This window comes from Paenibacillus sp. FSL F4-0097, from assembly GCF_038593125.1.
Taxonomy (GTDB): Bacteria; Bacillota; Bacilli; order Paenibacillales; family Paenibacillaceae; genus Paenibacillus_AQ; species Paenibacillus_AQ odorifer.
Genome location: NZ_CP151965.1, coordinates 6,043,918 through 6,066,050 on the forward strand (window position 1 = coordinate 6,043,918; position 22,133 = coordinate 6,066,050).

The following is a 22,133-nucleotide window of genomic DNA, read 5'->3' on the forward strand; positions in this document are numbered from 1 at the left end:
CTTTACTACAGCTGTGGACGCTGCTTGTGATGATCTGTATTTTGTTCAAAGGCATGAGCGACACGCAGAATCGTGCTCTCGTCAAATTCCTTACCGATAATTTGCAGACCTACAGGCATGCCTTCCGCAAAACCACACGGAACGCTCACGGCAGGAATACCCGCCAAGCTTACAGGAATCGTGAGAATATCGTTCAGATACATGGTCAGCGGATCTTCAGTCTGTGAGCCCAATTTGAATGCTGTCGTTGGCGCTGTTGGCCCGATGACCACATCATATTTTTTAAAGATGTCATCAAAGTCCTGTTTAATCAAAGTGCGTACCTTTTGTGCTTTTAAATAGTAAGCATCGTAATACCCGGAGCTGAGTGCATAAGTACCCAACATAATACGGCGTTTGACCTCAGGGCCAAAGCCGCGGCTGCGGGAATTAAGATATAGATCAAGCAATCCTCCGCCTTCATCTACACGTGCGCCATAACGCACACCGTCAAAACGCGCAAGGTTAGATGAAGCTTCCGAAGAGGACAGCAAATAATAAGCTGCTACTGCGTATTCCGTATGCGGTAATGATACTTCCTCCCAGACAGCACCCATTCCTTCCAGCACTTTAAGTGCAGACAAGACTGTCTCACGCACAGAAGCATCGACACCTGCTCCCAAATATTCCTTAGGTACAGCAATGCGAAGTCCGGAAACATCACCAGTCAGTGAACTCAAATAATCAGGAATTTCTACTTTAGCAGAAGTAGAGTCTTGGGCATCATAACCAGCAATCGCTTGAAGCACATAGGCAGTATCCTCTACATTACGTGTTAATGGTCCTATCTGATCGAGTGAGGAAGCAAAGGCTACCAGCCCGTAACGTGATACAAGACCGTAAGTAGGTTTGAGACCTACAACACCACAATAGGAAGCTGGCTGGCGGATGGAACCCCCAGTATCCGAACCTAGTGAGAAGAACACTTCGCCCGCAGCTACTGCTGCAGCAGATCCGCCACTGGAACCGCCCGGCACACGTTCTAAATCCCAAGGATTGCGTACAGGACCAAAGCTTGAATTCTCATTAGATCCGCCCATTGCGAATTCATCCATATTTAATTTACCGATTGTTACGGCATCTGCCTGCTGCAATTTAGAAGCTACAGTAGCGTTATAAATCGGCTGGAAATCGCTCAAAAATTGGCTGGCACAAGTTGTGCGCAGACCTTTAGTTACAATATTATCCTTGATTCCGGCAGGAAGACCAAACAGCAATCCACGTGCTGCTCCGGATGCCAGTTTATCGTCCAAAGCGCGTGCTGTCGCACGTGCGCCCTCCTCGTTCAAGGTCAAAAATGCATTTACGTTCTTATCCCGCTCAGCGATAATCGCCAGCGATTCTTCAGTCAGTTCACTGACCGATACCTCTTTAGCAGTTAACATGCGGTGTACTTCAGGCAATCGATTTTGAAACAGGCTCAAGATTCTTCCCCCTTTCTAATTATGTAGTTATTCCAAAACAGCTGGAACCTTGAAATGTCCGTCTTCATCATCTGGAGCGTTAAGAAGTGCTTCCTCTTGCGTAAGGCTATCCTTCACAACATCCTCCCGCATTACATTGCTGACTTGCAGCACATGCGTGGTCGGCTTTACATTCTCCGTATCTAGCTCATTTAATTTCTCGGCATATTGTAAAATAGCATTCATTTGTTCTGTAAAGGTTGCCTCTTCTTCCGGGCTCAGCTGCAGACGAGCCAGCTTGGCCACATGCTGCACATCTTTAACGGTAATGCTCATAAGAAAAATCCCTCCTGTTTAAAGGGCTAAAGCGCCCGGATAACGTTTTTAATTATATTGTAGAAGCTTGGACAATTCAATGATGGGCTGTAAAACAAACGCTCCTTTATCAAAGTGAAGGGGATTCCTACACATTTTAAAGGAGCGTATCGTTCATCAATATATAAGGATTGTCATTTCCAGCTGCGGAATATATTCGACTGCCGGGTATCCATTATTGTCTAGCAAATTTCGTTTTCCACTACCCTCTCCAGTATATTTGTAGAAAAAGGTTTTGATTGTCAGTGCTTTTACATCCTTGGGCAGCGGTACAATATTAACATCCTCTTTAAGACTATAATGGATTGTGTCATCTATCTTTTTCGAATCCGACCAACCATTGCTGCCATTTACATATTGCAACAAGTTACCTTTATCATCATAGACTTCATAATTTAATGCCAGGTTATTGGTATCTGTCAGATAAGTATAAGGAATACCCTCGAGGGCTACAGCACTCATCCGTATTTGTGTAGTTGCCGGAGTCTGTGTAATCTTCTCCACTGTGGTCGTTACATCATTGTAAGTTTGACTGATTCCGGGTTGCTGAACAATATTATGACTCGTATCCTTTTTTACAGGAATTTCAATTTGAAAATCATCATCGATTCCGGACAGACGACCTTTTACTGTCATTTGGAACTGCTCTGGTAAAGTAATGCCTCCCTCATCATAGGATTTCTCTGAAAATTGCAAAATCAACGATTGTTCATCTACTCCCGGAGAAAGGATAAGGCCAATATTGTGTTTAAAAGAATCCTCTTCTTCCTCCCCAGCAGCGTTTAAAGGCTGTCCATCAATAAATACCTGCAAATCCTGAATGTCTCCACTGAATATTCCCTCTTCATCTTCACCTTCAAGTTTCAATGCTACAGAAAGCCGTGTGCCGTCATATATAACTTCATTAGCACGGATAATAACATCTTGAACCTGATCACTGGTATCAACTGCAGTCGTTAAGCCTTGGCGACTCGCCGCTTGAAGTCCCATATCACCTGCGAGCTCAAAAATACTATTGACTAACGGAATACGTTCCAGCGACCTAGCCAATGCGGGAGAAGTAAAGCCGCTTCCAAGCACGATAACCCCCAAAACAAGAGCTGCCCCGAAGCCAAGCGCTGTCCTCTTAACATTACGAAATTTGTGCGTGGATCTCTTTATCTTCACATGATCCAGCATTGTATACGTATCCTCTTGACGTTGGCGAATCATAGAGGGAAGCTCATTTGCCGGGAGGATGTCCATATCTTTCAAAAGCAATTCAAGCTCTTGCGCTGTTCTCTTCTTCATCTGTTCCATCCTTTCTAAATATCATTAGAATCCATTCAATAAGTTTTTTCTTGCTCTGTAGAGGCGCGATTTGACTGCCGTTTCGGAAATATTCAGAAGATCGGCAATTTGCTTAACGGGCATGTCCTGAAAATAATGCAGCGATATCACGGTCTGGAGCGAAGTATCCAATCGTTCCACTGCTTCCCGCAGCTCAATTTTCTCATATTCTGCACCGGAGGAATGGCATTCCAAAGCAGTAAGGGGATCTCCAAACTCCACAATATTTGTCCGCTTGCGTTGGAGCTTATGACATTCGTTTATAAGGATGCGAAGCATCCATGTCTTGAAAAATTCTGGTTGCCGCAATCCATGGATAGACCGGTAAGCCTTTAGGGTGGCTTCCTGCATGGCATCTGCACATTCCTCGTCCCTGCCCAAAATAGATCGGGCCATGCCGTACATTTCAGGTTCAATCTGCCGGCATAGCTGGATAAACGCTTCTTTATCGCCATTTCTCGCTTTTTGAACAGCGGTTATCATCTTCACTTGAGGTTCTCCTTTATTTAAGTTAAAACGCCTATACCGCAGATCTGCATTCTCGTATTCGGCTCTCAATAATTTAGATACATAAAACAGGAGATTGGTTGTATACCAAAAAAATAAAAAACAAACTTTCGAAAACTATAAAGAAGGAATAAAAGAAAAGATTTTGAAAATGATGTGTAAATTCAGAGGATTAATGTGGGGGAAATACTTTTTATGACAAAACAAAAAAGCCGGCTTGCGCCGGCCTTCCTTAAATCCAAGCTCGAAGATTCACTTGTTTGATGAAATCCGCTTGGGACATGCTTTCGCTTGACGTTGATTCCGTCTCTTCTATATCCATATCTTCACCGTTCATCAAATGATGGAACAGCTTCTCATTGTACGTGGACAAAGCGTAATCAATCAACGCTTCATGCGTTGCTCTTTCAGCCTCAGCTACTAATAAATGTTCTTCCGCCTCAATGTCCTCAGCCGGAACATAAAAGTTCCTATTCGCCTCTGGTACACGAATAACATAGTCAAACGCATTATCGGGATTGCGGTCGTAAGCAATTAGGTAGCCGTATTCCCCGATAGGAAGACTCTGCTCGAAAGCGTCCGCAACAATGACAATCTTCTCTCCTAAACGCAGCATCGCCCTACCTCCTAACCCCAAAATCTTTCAAGATTTTGCTTGTTTCAACAGTCTACTAAAAAAAGATAGAACTGTCTAGTTGAAGGCTGGCCGATCCTACAAATTCTATGAAAATATACTATATTTAATAAAAACATAACTTAAGTTTCAAGCGGTTAAGTTATTCTTCCTTGTCAAAAGTGCAGCACCCACTAAACAAATCAAGATCAAAATAGCTGCTGAAAGATAGGGTCCAACCCTGAATCCTTCTCCAGCCATAAGGATTTCAGCCGACAACCCGGCAAGCCCCGCAGGTGCCCATTCAAACCATGAAGGCAATAAGTTTTGGCCTAATGATAATGCTGCCATTAGCACCAATGCTAAAAAAGCGGCAACTGGGGATTTTAAAAACCCACTAAACAACAACGTAGCTGAGACAGCACATAACAGCCACAATCCATATACTCCAGCAGCTGCGATGACATCTCCCCAAGATAGTGAACCAATCAACTGCTCCGTGTAGTAAGCAGCCCCCGCTGCACCTAATCCTAGAGCAACGATCAACAGGGTCAGCTGTGCTGCCCATTTAGCGAACACTATTGCGGCTGGAGAAACCGGCCTTACCAGAATTAATTCCATAGTTCCGCTATAGCGCTCACCAGCTAAAACATTCATCGCGCCAAGCGCCAATACTAACATTCCGATCGTTCCGTACTGTCCCAAAGATTGCGCCATCACAGCTGCGGCACTCGGTATTTCATACCCCTCTAGGAGACCTGGAGGAACATCACCTGAAGCTTTTAATATTTCCGGCAAATAATAAGTAGTTAACGGCTGCATAATGCCTAATAGGATAAAAACGACAGGTATCCAGATTAACTTATAACTGCGAGCCATTTCGAGCATTTCTTTGCGATAAAGGACCCAGGCGCTTCTCATACTCCCACCACCTTCATAAATAAATCCTCTAACGTGGAAGAACCCGCTTCAAATTGCAGTAATGGAATTTCGAGCTGCGCCGCTTCTTGCAGAATCGTCCAACGGGCCATGTCTACATCGTTGACATTAAAAATGGCATGATCTCCGAACAACTGAGTCTCCAGTACAAACGGTTTGGCAGCAAGAGACTCCAGCCACTGAATAGCTTTTTCTTGCTTCTCCGTACGTAAACGAATAACAGGAAGGCTGTATTGTGAACGAAGCTGTGATAAAGATCCCTTCTCAGCAATCAAGCCTTGATTCATTAAAATAATATCATCGCAAATTTCTTCTGCATCATGCAGCACATGTGTAGAGAAAACTACAGTTGTCTCCTCACGTATTTCCCGCACCAGTCCCATTACTTCTCTGCGGCCAATCGGATCAAGTGCAGATACAGGCTCATCAAGCAATAACAGACGAGGCCGATGCACAAGCGCCTGAGCCAGACCCAGCCGCTGTTTCATCCCGCCGGAGTATCCACCAATCCGGCGACGAGCATCACCTTTAAGCCCTACACGCTCGAGCGATTCCAATGCCCTGCTGGTTGCGTCTTTAGTTCCCATTCCACTAAGCTTTGCAGCGAAAACAACATACTCATGTCCAGTCATCCACCCATAAAAAGCTGGAGACTGTGGCACATATCCTAATCCTCTGCGATATTCGGCTCCAGGACGGCTCCCCTCAAATGAAATCATGCCAGAGGTGGGTTCTAGCAGCCCTGCCAGCATACGAAGTGTGGTCGTTTTCCCAGCACCGTTAGGCCCCAATAAAGCGACGCACCGTCCTTTCTCAATTTCAAAGCTTATATCATTTACGGAAATATGCGCCCCATAGCTTTTACGCAAATTCATAACTTGAAGGAGTGACATCAGACATCTTTCCTTCCTATTGTAAAATAAGCTACGCTACCTAATATATTTCCGCAAATAATGATAATAATCCACATCCATTTTGGGCCACGAACGTTATCCGCTTTGGCCAGTGATATCAGTCCAATAATTGCAAGCAAAGCCTGAAGAATAATTAACGGCATGATTAAACCCCATTTTACCTCTTCCATGAAGTACCACTCCTTGTAATAGGATGAAAGGAACGAGCTTCTTACTAAAGCTTTACAACTGCTTCTTCCTTCTACGTCGGTCAGGAAGTATGACAACGAGTAAGTAGACTAATGCTGGGGACGGAACTGTAGTAATCGCCCACAATCCCCAGAACCAAGCTTTTTTTCCGCGCCGTCTTGCATCCCGGAACAGTAAGGTCCCTTGCAGCATTAATGCTACTGCTATGCCAAACCACAACCAAAGAGGCACATCCTGTAGCTCATTCATTCTTGTACACCTTCTCTATTTCTTCTGATCCTGGCGATCCCTAAGCCACCCAGTCCTACAACAGGAATGATCGCCTGGATAATCCAATAGATCATGGGTGCAGAAGTGAGAATGGATAGAAATGCGCAGATCAGGATCAATGAGACCCCCCAGAATAACAGTAGTTCTTTACGTTCCCTTCTCTTTCTGTGCACAGCTGCATCAGCCATTAACCACTCCAGTTCCTGTAACGAAGGTGGGGTGATGTCATCATATTGCGCATCCAAACGCTCAAGCTCTTCAGTAAGCTTGTGCAAATACAGTTCTGGCTCCTTATCCTTCTCCATCCTCATTCAGCTCCTTTCGCAATTGGTTAAGACCAAGGGATACACGCGATTTGACCGTGCCTGAAGGAATTTGCATGATCACACCGATTTCTTCATAGCTATAGCCATAATAATGCTTCAGCAGCACAGCTACCCTCTGAGCAGAGGGTAGCTTGGAGATGGAATCGAGTACTTCACTCCATTCTTCCCCCCTGCTTTCAAACCGCCAACGAATCGAACGGGTGCCCTGGGCCTGTTGTTCCCGTTTCTTCCAATCTGCCTCACGTTTCCAGCGCCGCTTTCGATCGATGAATATTCTGGTAGCTATGGTGATTAACCAAGAGGAGAACGAAGACGAACCGTTATAGGTATTGATTTTTTCCATACATCTGACCATCGTGTCCTGTACAAGATCCTCTGCCAGTAACGGGTCCATAGTCACTTTAAGTAAATATTTGAACAAAAAAGTATAATGTTCTCGCAGCAGTGAAGACAGTGCTGAAGTATCTCCCTGCTGTGCCTGCCTGATTTTCTCCAGCGCCTGATCGCTCATCTGCCCCTCCATTCAGGATTAGTTCTTATTTGTAATACGATTATGTATAGTGATTCGTTCATTCCGTTTTAATTTTATTTTTTGAGCTCCCAGAGCTTACGCCGCCATGGCTGAAGCAATCCTGCTTCTGCTGGAAAATGCCAAAAAAGAGGCGTTCTTCTGGGCTCGCCTCCTGAAACCACTGGTATTCTCCCATCCTTATTCTCAGATTGTATGTCCCTGCGTTCTATGGAAGTACAAAAACCTCCCCTTCCAGAACATTCTGAAAAACATCGGCATTTACTGCTGCAAAAACTAGTCCATTTCTCCTTGGAGTCATACCATCCGTAATCCAACGGGTAATACATATTCTTCTCCAATCTATTTCCCCCCATGCTTTTAAACCTATATGTAGACAAAAAAAAGAACGCAAACCGGGATTAATTCCGCAGTCTGCGTGCTTCGCGAGGTTAATGTTACATTTAATTAACAATAGTGTAGTCCTTTTGTATCCCTTTGTCTATCAAAAATTCCCCGATTCTTGTCAGTTCTACTAGAATGACTGTTTATTGAGGAATATAAGGGTTACGAACTTTTTCAAAACCGATAGTTGTTCGTGAGCCGTGACCTGGATAAACCTTCACTTCATCATCCATTTTGTACAGCTTGCCACGAATAGAATCGAACAAATCACGTTCTCTGCCACCAGGCAAATCGGTGCGCCCAACTCCCATCTTAAACAGTACATCTCCAGAGAATAAATCATTCCCGCATAGGAAGCTGACACTGCCCGGAGAGTGCCCAGGTGTGTGGTACACCCGGAAGGTATGTCCGATGAATTGCAGAACTTGTCCTTCTGCCAGATCATACTCTGCAGGATCTGTAGTCAGAGGAGGCGAAATATCAGTCCACATCAATGAACCATTCAGCTTAGGGCTGCTGAGCCATTCACTTTCTAGTGGATGTAAATAAACAGGACATTTCTTAGCTTTACGAATTTCGTCTACGCCGCCCATATGGTCAAAGTGCGCATGCGTTAGCAAAATAGCCTCGATCTCCATCCCTTCGATACTCCGCACTAATGCCGCAGGATTCATGCCGGGATCAATAATGATTCCCTTCGTTGGATCCGCACCTGTCAGCAAGTAGGCATTGGTCTGAAGCGGACCTAAATTAAACGAACGTATATTTAGCATCGGTCTAGAATCCGGAAATCAGACTACGCAGCTCTTTTGCGATAACTGCCTGTGATTCCGTTCCTTCCCCATAAGCTTGCCCCATAGCCTTACGTACTTCTACGATTTTGCTGTCGTAATCAGCAGCCTCACGATCAGGATTCTCACGTTTGAACTCTCTCATTAGGCTCTGCACATGCTCTGGACGAGGACCCCAATGTCCAAGCACGTATCCGCCGGTATCCGCAAAGATCACAATCGGAACAGATCTTCCGCCCATGGTCAAGAATTCATCCATAAGCTCCTGATTCTCTTCCAAAATGAATACCTCTGTCTTCATTCCGGCAGTCTCCAAAATACGGAAAACCGCAGGGACATTACGTACTACATCTCCACACCAATCAGCGGCAAGGATAAGTACCCGCAAATCGTCACGATGGTTCAGACTTTCGAAATATTCCTTGTCGCTCTCATCTTCCCAAGAAAACTTCTCATACCAGGATTCAAAAGCCTGCTGGTTCTTCGTCATGCTTTCTACAAATTGGCGCGGTGTAAGACCTTTTCCAAATTTATGAGCTACATTCGGTTTCATTTTGCAGTCCCTCTCTTCTTGGATTTAAACCACTTATACACAAAATAAATGATGATTAGTGCTAACGCTACAAGAATAATTTCGTTGGTGTACTTAGCAGCTACTTCGTCAATATCTTCCCACTTATTCCCCAATGTCATACCGAGATATACAAACAAAGCACTCCATGGAATAACAGCAAGTGTAGTCAATAAAGTGAACTTACCTAAAGGCATACGAGAAATCCCCGCTGGAACGGAAATGGCATGGCGAACAACGGGAATAAAGCGTGCCGTAAAGATTACGCCTGTCCCATATTTATTGAACCACTCTTCCGAATGATCAATATGCTTCTTTTGGATAAGAATATATTTCCCGTATTTCTCCAGTACAGGCCTGCCCCCATAACGGCCAATCCAATATACAAAGATCTGGGCAATCACTCCGCCTATCGTACCAAACAATACTGCGCCGAAAAAATTAATATCTCCACTCCATACCAAGAAACCACCGAAAGCCAATACAATTTCACTCGGAATAACTTCAATCATCAGTCCGATCATAATCCCAAAATAACCAAGACTCTGAATCCATTCAAATAATGTCGAGATCAGATCAGAAATAAAATGCAAACGTGCTCCTCCTCCCTTTTCCGCAGAATATGGCTACATGTATCAAGCTAATCGCCTTTGGCATCTTTATAAGACGCTAAGCGTTTAAGCGAGTGAAATATAAGAACATAAAAGCATAGATACTAATCTTATACTTTCTTATATTTTTAAAAGCTTTGCCGCTCTGCTATATTTTCCAGTTTCTCTTAGCCTATTCTAGCACAAGCAACCTTATCACTTCTACTTACGCGGCAAGCAGCTTCCATCTTCCAATCCACACTTAAAAAGAGTTTGAGTAACAGGCATAAACAAAAAAGGTGAACAAATTCCACCAATAAAGGGAAAATGAACACCTTTTTATCTGCGCTCAATTAATAAGCCATCCAACCGGCATCAGCCGTTATCACCGACCCATTCAAAAAGCTTGCAGCATCTGAAGCCAAAAATAAGGCTACCGAAGCAATCTCACTGCTTTCCCCTGTCCGTGGCATCGACGCCATTCCTTCGCCCGCTTTTTGACTCCCAAAAGGGCTTGGATCAGACAGATCAATATTTGTCTTTACCCCGCCCGGCGCTATGGCATTACAGCGAATTCCAAGCTTAGCGTATTGAAATCCTATATTTTTGGTCATCCCGATTACAGCATGTTTAGAGGAAGTATAAGCCACTCCCGCACGCGAGCCCGCTAAGCCGCCAATAGAGGCTACATTGATGATACATCCGCTTTCCTGTGCCATAAAAATCGGCAAAACTTTACGAATGGCTCTCATCGGACCGGTTACGTTGACCGCAAGCACCTGCTCCCACATGTCATCAGTGATCTCGTGCGCTGGCGTCATTTTATCCATAATACCGGCATTGTTAACAAGGATATGAAGGCCTCCAAACTGTGTGGTTGCGGCATCAATCATTCGCTGTGTGTCCTCTTCCTTCGAGACATCTGCCTTTACGGGATAGATAACTCCGTGTCCCTCACCCGTTTCTGCCTTTTTGGCCACCGCTTCTACATTGTCCAGATGGATATCCGCAGCAATCACTTTAGCCCCCTGTTGGGCAAAAAGAAGAGCAATCGCTTCTCCAATCCCCGATCCTGCACCTGTAACAATTGCGACTTTATTGGTTAGTATCATATATCTGCTCCTCTGCATCGTATGTTCGGTGCATCAAGGAATGCATGCCCATCGTTAGTATTAACAGGAGTCGGCTTTGGACGGCAGTTAATTTTAAAGATTCGGTGACACTTTTACACACGCTATTGCTAAGTGAATACTGCATTGACAGCTATGAAAGTGAAGAGCTATTATATATTTAGATAATTATTTAAATATCAAAAGGCAGGGTGGAATATGAATGAATCCTTTAAAGCACTAGCTGATCCTACCCGTCGCCAAATCATTCGGTTACTAAGGGAGAAAGATCGAACCGCAGGTGAAATCGCAGATTTTTTCAACATGTCTAAGCCAAGCATTTCTCACCATCTGAATGCGCTGAAGCATGCCGATCTGGTACAGGATGAGCGAAAAGGACAATTTATTATGTACTCGCTAAACACCACAGTCCTCGAAGAGGTTCTCGGTTGGTTATTGGAGCTCACTGGTACAGGTAAGCAAACGGAGACGGAGAGTAAATCGCTGGACGGAAAGCAGCAACGTCAGGATATCGATTCCAAAAAGGAGGCGGATTAATGATGAAAGATTTCAAATGGAGATGGCAGGATACCCTCATCGTAATGTTAGGTTTAGCTACATTAGCCTACGCTCTGATCAATTACAGCAAGCTGCCGCAGGAGTTACCAGCACAGTTTGGAATTACGGGTAAGGTCAACAGATACTGGGACAAAAATATTGCTATTTTTGTGTTCGGAATCTTAGGGATTGTGCTCCCGCTAATCATGCAGTTCACACGCAGCATCGATCCTAAGCGGGAAAATTACAAAAAATTCGAAAACGCCTATGCCATGAGCAGACTTGCTATTGGGGTGCTTTTTAATCTAATGCTGGTGCTGTCGATTGCTTACGGTCTAGGTAAAGATATAAACGTTGGGAAGATCGCCATAGGAGCTGTCGGAATAATGTTTATTGCTCTCGGCAACTACATGCCACAGGTAAAAGATAATTACTTGTTTGGGGTTCGTACAGCCTGGACGCTCGCCAACCCCGAGGTATGGCGAAAAACACATCGCCTATCCGGGATAATGTGGATGATCGGTGGCCTACTTATTTTTGCAGGAGCCTTTTTGAGCGGAGCCTTGTCTCAGCTTCTTATTATTACGGCACTCGTACTTGCAATTATCGTGCCCATTCTCTACTCCTGGATGATTTCACGTCCGCTAAAATCGTAAAGCAAACATACTAAGCCGTCGACTCAAGTCGTCGGCTTGTTCTGTCATTCGGAACTCGCGGTCATTATGTTGCCCTCCTTTATTAGCCTCCTCTTCTGCCAACCTTCTATATTTCAAAAGAAGTTCATTCCCAGAGGCGACACAGATTAGGCCTTCCTTTCGATTTCCTTCTGCAAGCTTCTTTTGCCCCATAAGAAGCATCCCTTCAATCGCCTTCACCCACTTGGCATTGTTGTACTTATCCAGCCTAAGGCTCTGGCCTATCCAATATAACGCTGCCCCCGGATGGTCGCTGCTCATCCATCGTTCAGCCAGCTCCCAGCTTAAGCTGGCATTCTCGGGAGAATACAACAAACTCTGCCGAAGCAGACTTACGCTCTGTTCACCCGAGAGCAGCCTAGATAATACTATAGCCGTTCGAGGTGACTGGGGATTCCACGCCAGCGATTGCTCTAGCAACTCTACCTTCACCGAAGGACTCACCGATATAATCGCTTGTCGATAGAACTTCTCTCCTTGAGCGGCGTGAAAAGATAGCACCCCCAGCATAAGCGAAAAACAACATGCCGCAGTTCCGATTAGTCGGCGAAGACGGATTTGGGGCGGATTCTTGGATGTAGGGTAAACTATTAGCGGATTCACAGGTGTAGTGACATTGGTGAGCGGGTTCGTGGATGTGGAGTGAGCGATTAGTGGATTCGCAGGTGTAGTGACATTGGTGAGCGGGTTCGCGGATGTGGAGTGAGCGATTAGTGGATTCGCAGGTGTAGTGACATTGGTGAGCGGGTTCGTGGATGTGGAGTGAGCGATTAGCGGATTCGCTGGTGTAGAGACATTGGTGAGCCGGTTCGTAGATGTGGAGTGAACGATTAGTGGATTCGCTGGTGTAGTGACATTGGTGAGCGGGTTCGTGGATGTGGAGTGAGCGATTAGCGGATTCGCTGGTGTAGTGACATTGGTGAGCGGGTTCGTGGATGTGGATTGAACGATTAGTGGATTCGCAGGTGTAGTGACATTGATGAGCGGGTTCGTGGATGTGGAGTGAGCGATTAGTGGATTCGCTGGTGTAGTGACATTGGTGAGCGGGTTCGTGGATGTGGAGTGAGTTGGCAGCTTGGTCTCAGACTGAGGGTGGGTAGACGCAGATTGATGTTTCTGCTTATGCTCAGCCAGAGCAATCGCTGGCAGCCAGAATAGCAGCAGCCAAAATAATCCATAGCTCCAATCAAAATCGACGACGCTGTGCAAGACGATGACCAGAAACGGCGGCAGCAACCGCGGCGATTTAGTAGCCAGCAGCCAGCCTACTGCCAACAGCATAAGGAGTATGGCTGCAAGACCAACGAATCCTAAGTTCAACAGGATGTCGAGGTATCCATTATGCACCTGGCTGCCTACATAAGGGCGAGATTGGGCGGCAAGGTATGAATGCCGCCAAGTCTCACCCCCACGTCCCAGCCAAGGTGCCTCTGCCGCTAGCCGCCAGGCGTCGCGGTAGAACAGCCCGCGCGCGGATACCGTCGATGACGGTCCGGTGATCCGCTCGCGCACGTGCAGGAGGACGGCGATCCCCGCCGCCGTCCAACCTGCCGCCGCCAATGCCAGCATGGCGGCTCGGGCAGTGCCCGCCGCGCCGCGCTGGCGGCGGCACAGCCATAGGCCGGCTAGCAGCGCGCCGGCCCAAAGCCCGGCCAGCAACAGCAGGCCGGGCACTGGCTCTACCGCCAACCCGGCACGGGCCAGTTGGCGGTAGAGTAGCGCCGCGGCGGCCACGGGCGCGGCGCCAGCAGCAAGAAGCGGCGCGATTAGCTGCCGCTTCCAGAGCAAGACGGCGGCGCAGGCGCAAGCCGCCGTCAGCCATGCGCCGCGCGACTCGGTGAGGAGCAGCGCGGCGGTGTACGGGAACAGCGGCAGCAAGCGCAGCAGCGCGGCGGTCGTGCTTCCCGCTTTTCCGTGCTCCGCCTCCACGCCTCCTGCCCCTTTGCTCCTCCGTTCTGCTTCTGTGCACTCCATCCCCAGCCCAACACTTCTTGCTCCCAACATATTCACGCTCTTTTTTGGATCCCCATAATAAACAGCAACAGCAAATAGCCGTTCCAGCAGAAAAACAGCCATCACAGCACCAAAAGCATTCGGATATTCCATCAATCCTGCTAATCTAACCCCTGTGGCGCTCACTTCTGCTGAATTGCTGTAAGCCACAGCGAAAGGCAACTTTACCACTCCACACACAGCCAATAAAGCGCTCAGGCATAAAGTCATACCCAGCATAGACCAAATTACATTTAAAATCCGGCGTCCCACCAGGTTCACCGCACAAAAACAAACCAATATTGCAAAGCTAGCATACAAGCCCCACCGCAGCATTTCATTCATAGTTCCCTGGGAAGAAAGTGGCCCGCACAGCCAATGAATCACATAAAGCGATAGAATAATTAAAGGGACGCTTAATAATATTCTTAACGCTCTATTTTCTCCACTAACTTGACCAACTTCACTAACTTCACTAACCCCATTGACTCCCGTAAAACCTCTTACTGCACCTGCACCTGCACCTGCACCTGCACCTACTCCTCCCCCACTTTTTCTCCATGCACCAACCCCAACAAGATAATAAAGCGAGCACGCACAACACAGCACAAACCATAAGGTTAGAAAGGGATACATCTCCTCAGTAAAAAACAATCCCCGCAACAAACAAGCACCCACACCAGCCGCTATCACTAAGGCTCCACAAATATATGCAATTGATGATTCCAGACTCCAGTCTTTTTTAAAACGCCACATTTAGATACCCCTGTATTCGTTAATTTATCTCTATCCTTTCCACATTTCCCTTATACAAGACTAGAACGCAAAAAGACGATACCTCTCCACAAAGGAGCGGTACCGTCCTAACCATTAGATCGCACTAGCTGTACTATCCGAATTCTCATTCAAAAAAGCTATATAGTTGTAAAAAGTACAACTAATCCCGTGCTTTCGCTGCTTACTTCCACTTTAATTGCACTTAGTGCAACTATTTTTCAAGAATCCCGCCGTATGGGGAGTATTGTTCGTTTTTAAGTGTACAAAGTGCAACTAAATCACTAAAACGCAGCTTCTGAGCATATTTAGTTGCACAAAGTACAACTAAACCAACTCGCCATTAGATCGCACTAGCTGCATCGTCCTAACCATTTGATCACACTAACTGGAACGTCCTAACCATTTGATCGCATTAGCTGCCTATCCGAATTCCCATTCAAAAAGGCTATATAGTTGTAAAAAGTACAACTAATCCCGTGCTTTCGCTGCTTACTTCCACTTTAATTGTACTTTCTGCAACTGTTTTTCGAGAATCCCGCCAAATGTGGAGTATTGTTCATCTTTAAGTGTACAAAGTGCAACTAAATCACTATAACGCAGCTTCAGATCATATTTAGTTGCACAAAGTACAACTAAACCAACTCGCATTAGATCGCACTAGCGGCACCGTCCTCGCTATTAGATCGCACTAGCTGCACCGCCCAAACCATTTGATCACACTAGCTGTACCATCCTAACCATTAGATCGCACTAGCTGTACTATCTGAATTCCCATCCAAAAAAAGCTATACAGTTGTAAAAAGTACAACTAATCCCGTGCTTTCACCGCTTACTTCCACTTTAATTGTACTTTGTGCAACTGTTTTTCGAGAATCCCACCATATGCGGAGTATTGTTCGTTTTTAAGTGTACAAAGTGCAACTAAATCACTAAAACGCAGCTTCTGAGCATATTTAGTTGCACAAAGTACAACTAAACCAACTCGCCATTAGATCGCACTAGCTGCACCGTCCTAACCATTAGATCACACTAGCCGTACCGTCCTAACCATTTGATCGCACTAGCTGTACTATCCAATTTCCTATTAAAAATGCTATATAGTTGTAAAAAGTACAACTTATCGAATTAGCCTGCACCTATAAGTGCCCATTCTACAGTCATACCGTTCTACCATGCTACAGTCCTACCGTTCTACGCTCTCTACCTTAATACCCTCTACCCTTCTACCGAACTCCCAGTGGGAAGCAGATCAGCGCATACGCGTTCGAGGTATGGTTTTGCTCCCAGAAAATCGCGGAATGCGGTGTATTCGCGCCATTTGACGGAGTTGTCCCCGGTTGAACTCTTAACGGCACGAATCAAAATGTTCTTCGGCGTATTCTCCAGATCGATGAATTCCAGCAGCTGGCTGCTATAGCCCATCATGTCGAGCAATTTGGCGCGAATGGCATCTGTAGCCAAGGCAGAAAAACGCTCTTTCAGTATGCCATGCGAAAGCATAGGGCTCATTACTTCATTTTCGATTTGTGCGAATAATTCATGCTGGCAGCAAGGCACAGATAAAATTACAGACGCTCCCCAACGTACTGCTTTTTCAAGGGCAGCATCGGTAGCTATGTCGCAAGCATGAAGTGTGATCACCATGTCTACTTGCTCCAGCTCATTGTACTCAGCAATGTCACCCACGAAGAACTTCAAGTGATCATAACCGATTTTGGCAGCAAGTTCGTTACAATGCTCAATCACATCTGCTTTTAAATCTAATCCAATGATATTAAGCTCCCGCTTCTTGCGAACGGTCAGATAGTGATACAGTGCAAAGGTCAAATATGATTTTCCACAACCAAAATCCACAATCGTCAAGGGTCGGCCGGTTGGCAGATCGGCAAGCACGTCCTCTACCATCTCCAGAAAACGATTGATCTGCCGAAATTTATCATATCTTTTGGCCAGCACTTTGCCTTCTTTGTTCATGATGCCAAGCTCCACCAGAAATGGCACAGGCTCTCCATCCTCCAGCACATAACGTTTGCGGCGGTTGTGAGCTAGATCCGGCTCTTCTTTTTTACTTGGAGACTTAGTTAGGATTGATACTTTGAATTTTTTGCTAATAAGCACCTGATAATCGGCTTCTACTGTACACAACAAGCCTTGCCGATATGTTTCTCTAAATAAAAGAGATATCTCTTCCGCCGCCAATTCTGCGGGTACGTTGCGATGTTCTACCTTTGTACCAATATAGGACGCAAACTGATAATGCAGCTTACCCTTTAGTTCAACAGGTTTAACCTGCACCTTGGTACAATTTTCGCCTTTATAACGCACTTGACTTAGGGTAGCTGTAATCAAAGTACGGTCGTTAATTAGTTGTTCAATTAGAGCTGTTAAAGATTCCACAACGCACATCTCACTTTCGGGATTAAAAATGGAGAATCTATGTCTCCTAACCATCATCGTTCATTATATCACGTGTTAACAAGGGGCGTTCCTTGTTCTAGCAGGGCTTAACATGCAGCTCTCCACTAACTATAGTTAATGCTCGCCCAGACATCTTAATCTGGTCTTTACTTACCTCTAACTGAAGCAAACCTCCACGTTTCGAAGCTTGATAAGCGGTCAACTGCGTACGATTGAGTCTATCCGCCCAAAAAGGTGCCAGTGCAGTATGCGCTGAGCCTGTTACCGGATCCTCATTCACTCCTACCTTCGGCGCAAAAAAACGTGATACACAATCAATACCTTCGATAGAGCTTTCTGCGGTAACCGCGAAGCCTCTCCCTTCAAGCCCGGATAAAGCTCCGAAGTCAGGGCTGAGTTCGCGAACCCGTGCTTCCTGATCCAGTCGTACAAGCACATTGTCAGCATATCGCATAGTTTCCACCACATTCGCTTCTGCAATACCAAGCGCTGCTGCGAGACCTGAAATTACAGGAGAGGGTTGAAGCTGATAAGGCGGGAAGTACAGTGAGATCAAATCTCCTGAACGAGAAGCTCTGAGCAACCCACTGCGTGTATAGAACCTTGCTTCCATATCAGGAGCTAGCAGTCCCCTCTCCCATAATACATGTGCACTTGCTAGAGTCCCATGACCACATAGCTTGACCTCAACTTTAGGTGTAAACCAGCGCAGGCGATATCCATCTTCCTCTGGCCAGAGAAAAGCTGTCTCTGACAAGTTCATTTCCGCTGCTGTCTTCTGCATATAACCTTCATCGACGGGATGCTCCAGTAAACATACCGCCGCAGGGTTGCCTGAATAAGCCTGTTCTGCAAAAGCATCGATAATATATAAAGGGATATTCATCGTATTCATCAGGTTCCTGATTCCTTTCGTATCGCTGTTATCCTGCCCCACTCTTTTAACCCCTGCTCTACTTCCTCCAGAGGAAGAGTACCTTGTTCCAATTCTGCAGATGACTTGAGCAGCAGTCGATTGTATAGCTTATCCCCTTCTATTACAACATTTTCTCCCTGCTCCCACAGCCGGTAGAGGCTGTCCTCCGCTTTACTATATCGCCCTACCGACTCCATATACTCCATCAGTAGCCGCTCCGTTTTAGCCGGGAGCCGATAGGCCTGCACATCCTGCAAGAGTTCATCCATTTCCTGAGTCATATGCAGCAGCTCCCGGTCTGCACCGTGAAGATCCGCGTACAAATATAAATGTAAGGCTCTCATACTTCTAAATAATGCTGCATCCTTATCGCCATTTGCGGCATAAATACTGCCTTCTTCCTTCAGCAGTTTGGCCAGACCTTGAAGCTTATCGGACTCAACCACACCGCCAAAACGAAACATATCTATGATATCTTCTACAGATAGTGAATTTAAAAGACGTGAATTCAGCGGAAAATGCCGGTTCAACAGCTCATCGATTTCCCATAAAGCTTCTGTCGTCTTCCGTTCCTGCTTTAGAGTAAGTACCTTGGCAACCATCGCCGTCATATCTTCGATCATCCGGACAATATAGTCTCTTCGAAACATGCACATCCTCCTTTTCCGTACTGTGGTAGCAAAAACTGCAGGACTCATACCACTTAAATTATTCTATTGATTTATCTTAAACCATTGCCGAATTCTATGCCAGTTAAGGAGAATACCAGATCATTAGATAGCCCTAAAAGAAAGAGGCAGCACACGCCAGAATGGCGCCGTGCTGCCTCTTTGTAGAAGATTTTTTATACGCGGCTATTATCTAAAACGGAAGCCTGGACAAAATCCTTAATGATCTCGGCTAACCGTTCAGGAGCTTCAAAAAGACTCATGTGGCCTGCACCCGATATCGTTGCTTGCGTTACATTTGGCTTATCCGCAGTAAAGGTTCGTTCAGCAGGAATCAATCCATCCTGCTCGCCAGCAACAAGCAATACCGGCAACGTAGTGGCCGTAATTACATCCCGTCGATCTGGACGCTCACGCATCGCCAGTGCAGCTCCTGCCGCTCCTTGTGGAGGCGTTTTGTAGCCGATTTCTTTAGCGCGCTCCAGCAGCTGTGGGGATGCAGAAGCGGTTGCTTCAGCAAACAAGCCTGGTACGAAGCTGTCTACGAAAGGAGTAATCCCTTCATTTTGAATCGCGCTGACACTCTTCAGTCGTTTTTCCTTAGCTTCTTCACTATCTGGATAAGCAGTAGAATGAATTAATCCAAAGCCTTTCAATCGAGAAGCATAACGCTGAGCAAACGATAGCGTAATATATCCGCCAAGCGAATGACCAAGCATGATGCATTCAGCAATCTCCAGCGAATCTAACAGACCCAGAACATCATCTGCCATTTGTTCAATACTATAAGGTCCTAGTGGAGCTTCCGAAGCTCCGTGACCACGTAAATCGGGAGCAATCACTCGGTAGCCGCTGCTTAAGACAGGAATGACTTGTTCCCAATATTCAGCGCTTCCACAAAAGCCATGCAGCAATACAATAACTTCGCCTTTCCCCTGATCACTGTAGCATATATTGCTTCCGTCACAACGAACTCTTTCCATGGCTGCTTCCCTCTTTCTAGAATACTAAGATAATGTGTCTAATATCTATTATTAAGCAAAACAGCTCACCTTGAAACGGACAGCTTATTTTTAAGTGCCCAATGGGTACTACTGGAGTCCGAATCCTTTTGCTGCCGCTATAGCGATATGTTCTGCCATAACCATCACTCTATGCAGTGGAGTAGTCTGCAGCGTCCGATAAGGTTTCGGGCCATTCATATCTACAACGGCCGCCAAACTATAGTGACCTACGGCTGGAAGATTTGCCCCCACCGATTGTGCAGGCAGCAGTGGCTCACTCGAAACGAAGTAATATCCAAGCGCGATCGGAGGGCCCAGACAAGCATCTACCGCAACTACAATATGCCCGGAGGGAATCTCAGCCACTCTGGCCACCAAATTATCTGCATCGCAAGGAGACGGCAACGTACCGATTACATGTCGGAAGCCATGTTCCACAAGTTTGCTGCCCGTCAGCGGACCGAGTGCATCTCCTGTAGACCGATCTGTTCCAATGCACAGGAACGTGACTTCCTCGGCGGAATGCAGAGCAGCTATTTCCATGAAAAAGGACACTAATCCAGCATCGTCCATTTTAATGCGTTTTCCGCTTCCCTGTTCTCTGATTGCCAATACATTTCCTCCCTTCGATGATATTTTTGATCTCATGCCTTTAATTTAACATGATTTCAGTGAACCCGACAAAAAAATGGTGGTCAAGCTGCCAAACATGGTAAAATACATGAATCAGTATACAGAGAGGATGTTTTAACCTAATGGATTTAACAAAGCCTAGTCAGGAAAATGTTGAGTATATGATCGAGGCTATCAAGAACAAATTAAAAATGGCCAGTGCCGCGGCGATGCAAGCCTCCGCTTTTTCAGTAGATCATTATGAAGATATCTATGATGTTTATGAGGTAGCCATGGGCAGTGACAGACTGAGTATTTCTCAGGTGGAAGCACTCGTCTCCGAACTCGGCCGTCTACGTCATAAATAATAGTTCTCCCTATTACAAGAAGAACCGATGTTGCCGTCCTTTAAAGATGACCACCGCTTCTCGTAGAAAAAAGCCCTTCGCTGCGTATCCAGAAGATGGATTCGTAGTCGAAGGGCTCTTTTTATATGATCCTACTTTATGAAATTAAGCTTGAACTCGGTATCCGCATGGCCTACTCGTGTACCCCCGTCATTGTAAATCACGCCTGAAAATGCATTGCGCAGCTTTTCCATGGTATTTTTCTGACTATAACCAATTTGATTTAAAATTCCCTGTACAATAAGTCCCCACTCTTCTTCCGACCCATCCAGAATCTTGAAAGCAATCCCCAGTCGCTCACGGCGTAAGCCGAAGCAATAGACACCCTTAAATCCACCCTTAGCAATAATATTATCATCTTCCAAAAGAATAGAATCAAGGCGACCAGATCCAGAAACCATCTCCGGATAAGCATTCATTGCCGTTGTAATAGTAGTAACCGCTTTGCGAGTAGCTTCATCTGCAATCAAATCCGGATTGGCTAATTTCAAATAGGCCGTCGCCAAGGCGGTCAGAGGCAGAGCAAATACCGGCAGCCCGCATCCGTCCGTACCTAAACCGATACTGTCTGGGGCCACACCAGCCATATAAGCAATGGTGTCGATAATCTCACGCTGCACCGTTTGCTCCGGCTGTGAGTATTCTTCAAGCGGCAAACCTTTGAGCTTACTGTAAGATAAGATACCCATGTGCTTGCCCGCACAGTTATGATAGAACTTTCTTTTGCCCGCACCACGAATGGCGTTCTCCCTGCTGGAATAATCCAGCGGGTAACTCGTTGCACAGATCATTTGTTGCTCATCGATGCCAATCTTGGAGGATATGCTCTCTAGCGCAGCTACATGGTAGCTCTCTCCCCGATGAGAGGCGGTCATCAGGGCAACCTCTGCGGGTGTAAAGCCGTAATGCTCCACAATCCCCCCACGTACGCCTGGAATAGCCTGAAGGGGTTTAGCAGCTGAACGGGTGAACGATACAAATTCCGGATCACCTGCATACCCCTTTAAATTTCCGTTCTCTCCTACGATGGCAATATGCCCACTATGGACACATTCCAGCAAATCCGCCCGATACTCTCGTACTAATACGGTTTCCATGATTTCTCTCCTCTTTTAACTAGATGCTCTATAACTCACAAGGACTTATTAGTATTCACATTTAATAAATGCTAGAAAATAACCCCGTGCTCCGGGATTTTTGAGTACTCT

General features: G+C 45.9%; 26 protein-coding genes. 3 read left to right on the plus strand and 23 right to left on the minus strand.

Annotated features, from left to right (window positions below):
* Positions 1–5: 5 nt before the first annotated feature.
* From gatA to MHH86_RS27200, 15 genes are all read right to left on the minus strand, one after another.
* Positions 6–1,463 (minus strand): Asp-tRNA(Asn)/Glu-tRNA(Gln) amidotransferase subunit GatA, encoded by a 1,458-nt coding sequence (gatA, locus tag MHH86_RS27130; RefSeq protein WP_076100955.1) that lies wholly within the window; start codon positions 1,461–1,463, stop codon positions 6–8.
* A gap of 27 nt (positions 1,464–1,490) precedes the next feature.
* Positions 1,491–1,778 (minus strand): Asp-tRNA(Asn)/Glu-tRNA(Gln) amidotransferase subunit GatC, encoded by a 288-nt coding sequence (gene gatC / locus MHH86_RS27135; protein WP_036680166.1) that lies wholly within the window; start codon positions 1,776–1,778, stop codon positions 1,491–1,493.
* A gap of 156 nt (positions 1,779–1,934) precedes the next feature.
* Positions 1,935–3,107, minus strand: a complete 1,173-nt coding sequence (locus MHH86_RS27140) for a DUF4179 domain-containing protein (RefSeq protein ID WP_076100954.1) — start codon at positions 3,105–3,107, stop codon at positions 1,935–1,937.
* A gap of 24 nt (positions 3,108–3,131) precedes the next feature.
* Positions 3,132–3,629, minus strand: coding sequence for a sigma-70 family RNA polymerase sigma factor (locus MHH86_RS27145; protein ID WP_036680329.1), 498 nt, complete (start codon positions 3,627–3,629; stop codon positions 3,132–3,134).
* Positions 3,630–3,885: 256 nt separating this feature from the next.
* Complete coding sequence (locus tag MHH86_RS27150) at positions 3,886–4,269, minus strand: hypothetical protein (protein ID WP_036680170.1); 384 nt, start codon at positions 4,267–4,269, stop codon at positions 3,886–3,888.
* Positions 4,270–4,416: 147 nt separating this feature from the next.
* Complete coding sequence (locus MHH86_RS27155; RefSeq protein WP_076100952.1) at positions 4,417–5,187, minus strand: ABC transporter permease subunit; 771 nt, start codon at positions 5,185–5,187, stop codon at positions 4,417–4,419.
* Positions 5,184–6,080 (minus strand): ABC transporter ATP-binding protein, encoded by an 897-nt coding sequence (locus MHH86_RS27160; protein ID WP_244886395.1) that lies wholly within the window; start codon positions 6,078–6,080, stop codon positions 5,184–5,186. The genes MHH86_RS27155 and MHH86_RS27160 overlap by 4 nt, the downstream gene beginning before the upstream one ends.
* A 17-nt stretch (positions 6,081–6,097) precedes the next feature.
* The gene (locus tag MHH86_RS27165) at positions 6,098–6,289 is read right to left on the minus strand and encodes a PLDc N-terminal domain-containing protein (RefSeq protein ID WP_036680175.1); all 192 of its coding nucleotides are present in this window, start codon (positions 6,287–6,289) and stop codon (positions 6,098–6,100) included.
* A 52-nt stretch (positions 6,290–6,341) separates the two neighbouring features.
* A complete protein-coding gene (locus MHH86_RS27170) occupies positions 6,342–6,557 on the minus strand; it encodes a hypothetical protein (protein WP_036680176.1) in 216 nt (71 codons plus the stop codon).
* Complete coding sequence (locus MHH86_RS27175; RefSeq protein WP_036680177.1) at positions 6,554–6,883, minus strand: YxlC family protein; 330 nt, start codon at positions 6,881–6,883, stop codon at positions 6,554–6,556. The genes MHH86_RS27170 and MHH86_RS27175 overlap by 4 nt, the downstream gene beginning before the upstream one ends.
* Positions 6,870–7,415, minus strand: a complete 546-nt coding sequence (sigY, locus tag MHH86_RS27180; protein WP_036680178.1) for an RNA polymerase sigma factor SigY — start codon at positions 7,413–7,415, stop codon at positions 6,870–6,872. Before sigY ends, MHH86_RS27175 begins: the two co-directional genes overlap by 14 nt.
* Before the next feature lie 545 nt (positions 7,416–7,960).
* Complete coding sequence (locus MHH86_RS27185) at positions 7,961–8,590, minus strand: MBL fold metallo-hydrolase (protein WP_076100951.1); 630 nt, start codon at positions 8,588–8,590, stop codon at positions 7,961–7,963.
* Positions 8,591–8,594: 4 nt separating this feature from the next.
* Positions 8,595–9,161: a thioredoxin family protein gene (locus tag MHH86_RS27190; RefSeq protein ID WP_076100949.1), complete on the minus strand. Its 567-nt coding sequence runs from the start codon at positions 9,159–9,161 to the stop codon at positions 8,595–8,597.
* Positions 9,158–9,772 carry a DedA family protein gene (locus tag MHH86_RS27195; protein ID WP_036680184.1) on the minus strand — a complete coding sequence of 205 codons (615 nt, stop codon included), beginning with the start codon at positions 9,770–9,772 and terminating at the stop codon, positions 9,158–9,160. The genes MHH86_RS27190 and MHH86_RS27195 overlap by 4 nt, the downstream gene beginning before the upstream one ends.
* A gap of 350 nt (positions 9,773–10,122) precedes the next feature.
* A complete protein-coding gene (locus tag MHH86_RS27200) occupies positions 10,123–10,881 on the minus strand; it encodes a glucose 1-dehydrogenase (protein ID WP_076100948.1) in 759 nt (252 codons plus the stop codon).
* Positions 10,882–11,097: 216 nt separating this feature from the next.
* Here MHH86_RS27200 and MHH86_RS27205 point away from each other — a divergent pair, with 216 nt between their 5' ends.
* Positions 11,098–11,436: an autorepressor SdpR family transcription factor gene (locus tag MHH86_RS27205; protein WP_051491108.1), complete on the plus strand. Its 339-nt coding sequence runs from the start codon at positions 11,098–11,100 to the stop codon at positions 11,434–11,436.
* Entirely contained in the window at positions 11,436–12,092 is a 657-nt protein-coding gene (locus MHH86_RS27210) for an SdpI family protein (RefSeq protein WP_051491109.1), read from the plus strand. The genes MHH86_RS27205 and MHH86_RS27210 overlap by 1 nt, the downstream gene beginning before the upstream one ends.
* Here MHH86_RS27210 and MHH86_RS27215 read toward each other — a convergent pair.
* The 7 genes from MHH86_RS27215 to yyaC all read right to left on the minus strand — a co-directional run bounded on the left by MHH86_RS27215 (position 12,081) and on the right by yyaC (position 20,518).
* Positions 12,081–14,879, minus strand: a complete 2,799-nt coding sequence (locus tag MHH86_RS27215) for an O-antigen ligase family protein (protein WP_051491110.1) — start codon at positions 14,877–14,879, stop codon at positions 12,081–12,083. The two genes, MHH86_RS27210 and MHH86_RS27215, sit on opposite strands and share 12 nt — an antisense overlap.
* 510 nt (positions 14,880–15,389) lie before the next feature.
* The gene (locus MHH86_RS27220; RefSeq protein WP_179088422.1) at positions 15,390–15,548 is read right to left on the minus strand and encodes a hypothetical protein; all 159 of its coding nucleotides are present in this window, start codon (positions 15,546–15,548) and stop codon (positions 15,390–15,392) included.
* A gap of 567 nt (positions 15,549–16,115) precedes the next feature.
* Positions 16,116–17,306 carry an SAM-dependent methyltransferase gene (locus MHH86_RS27225; RefSeq protein ID WP_342479792.1) on the minus strand — a complete coding sequence of 397 codons (1,191 nt, stop codon included), beginning with the start codon at positions 17,304–17,306 and terminating at the stop codon, positions 16,116–16,118.
* 88 nt (positions 17,307–17,394) lie between these two features.
* Complete coding sequence (locus MHH86_RS27230; RefSeq protein WP_249267772.1) at positions 17,395–18,213, minus strand: PhzF family phenazine biosynthesis protein; 819 nt, start codon at positions 18,211–18,213, stop codon at positions 17,395–17,397.
* Positions 18,213–18,884, minus strand: coding sequence for a DUF6483 family protein (locus tag MHH86_RS27235; RefSeq protein ID WP_036680197.1), 672 nt, complete (start codon positions 18,882–18,884; stop codon positions 18,213–18,215). Before MHH86_RS27235 ends, MHH86_RS27230 begins: the two co-directional genes overlap by 1 nt.
* 194 nt (positions 18,885–19,078) lie before the next feature.
* On the minus strand, positions 19,079–19,885 hold the full coding sequence (locus MHH86_RS27240; protein WP_036680199.1) for an alpha/beta hydrolase: 807 nt from the start codon (positions 19,883–19,885) through the stop codon (positions 19,079–19,081).
* A gap of 108 nt (positions 19,886–19,993) precedes the next feature.
* Complete coding sequence (gene yyaC, locus MHH86_RS27245; protein WP_249267773.1) at positions 19,994–20,518, minus strand: spore protease YyaC; 525 nt, start codon at positions 20,516–20,518, stop codon at positions 19,994–19,996.
* A gap of 143 nt (positions 20,519–20,661) precedes the next feature.
* Here yyaC and MHH86_RS27250 point away from each other — a divergent pair, with 143 nt between their 5' ends.
* On the plus strand, positions 20,662–20,886 hold the full coding sequence (locus tag MHH86_RS27250; RefSeq protein WP_036680203.1) for a DUF1128 domain-containing protein: 225 nt from the start codon (positions 20,662–20,664) through the stop codon (positions 20,884–20,886).
* A 131-nt stretch (positions 20,887–21,017) separates the two neighbouring features.
* On the opposite strand, the gene MHH86_RS27255 is transcribed toward MHH86_RS27250, so the two are convergent.
* Positions 21,018–22,022 (minus strand): asparaginase, encoded by a 1,005-nt coding sequence (locus MHH86_RS27255; protein WP_076224266.1) that lies wholly within the window; start codon positions 22,020–22,022, stop codon positions 21,018–21,020.
* Between the last annotated feature and the right edge of the window lie 111 nt (positions 22,023–22,133).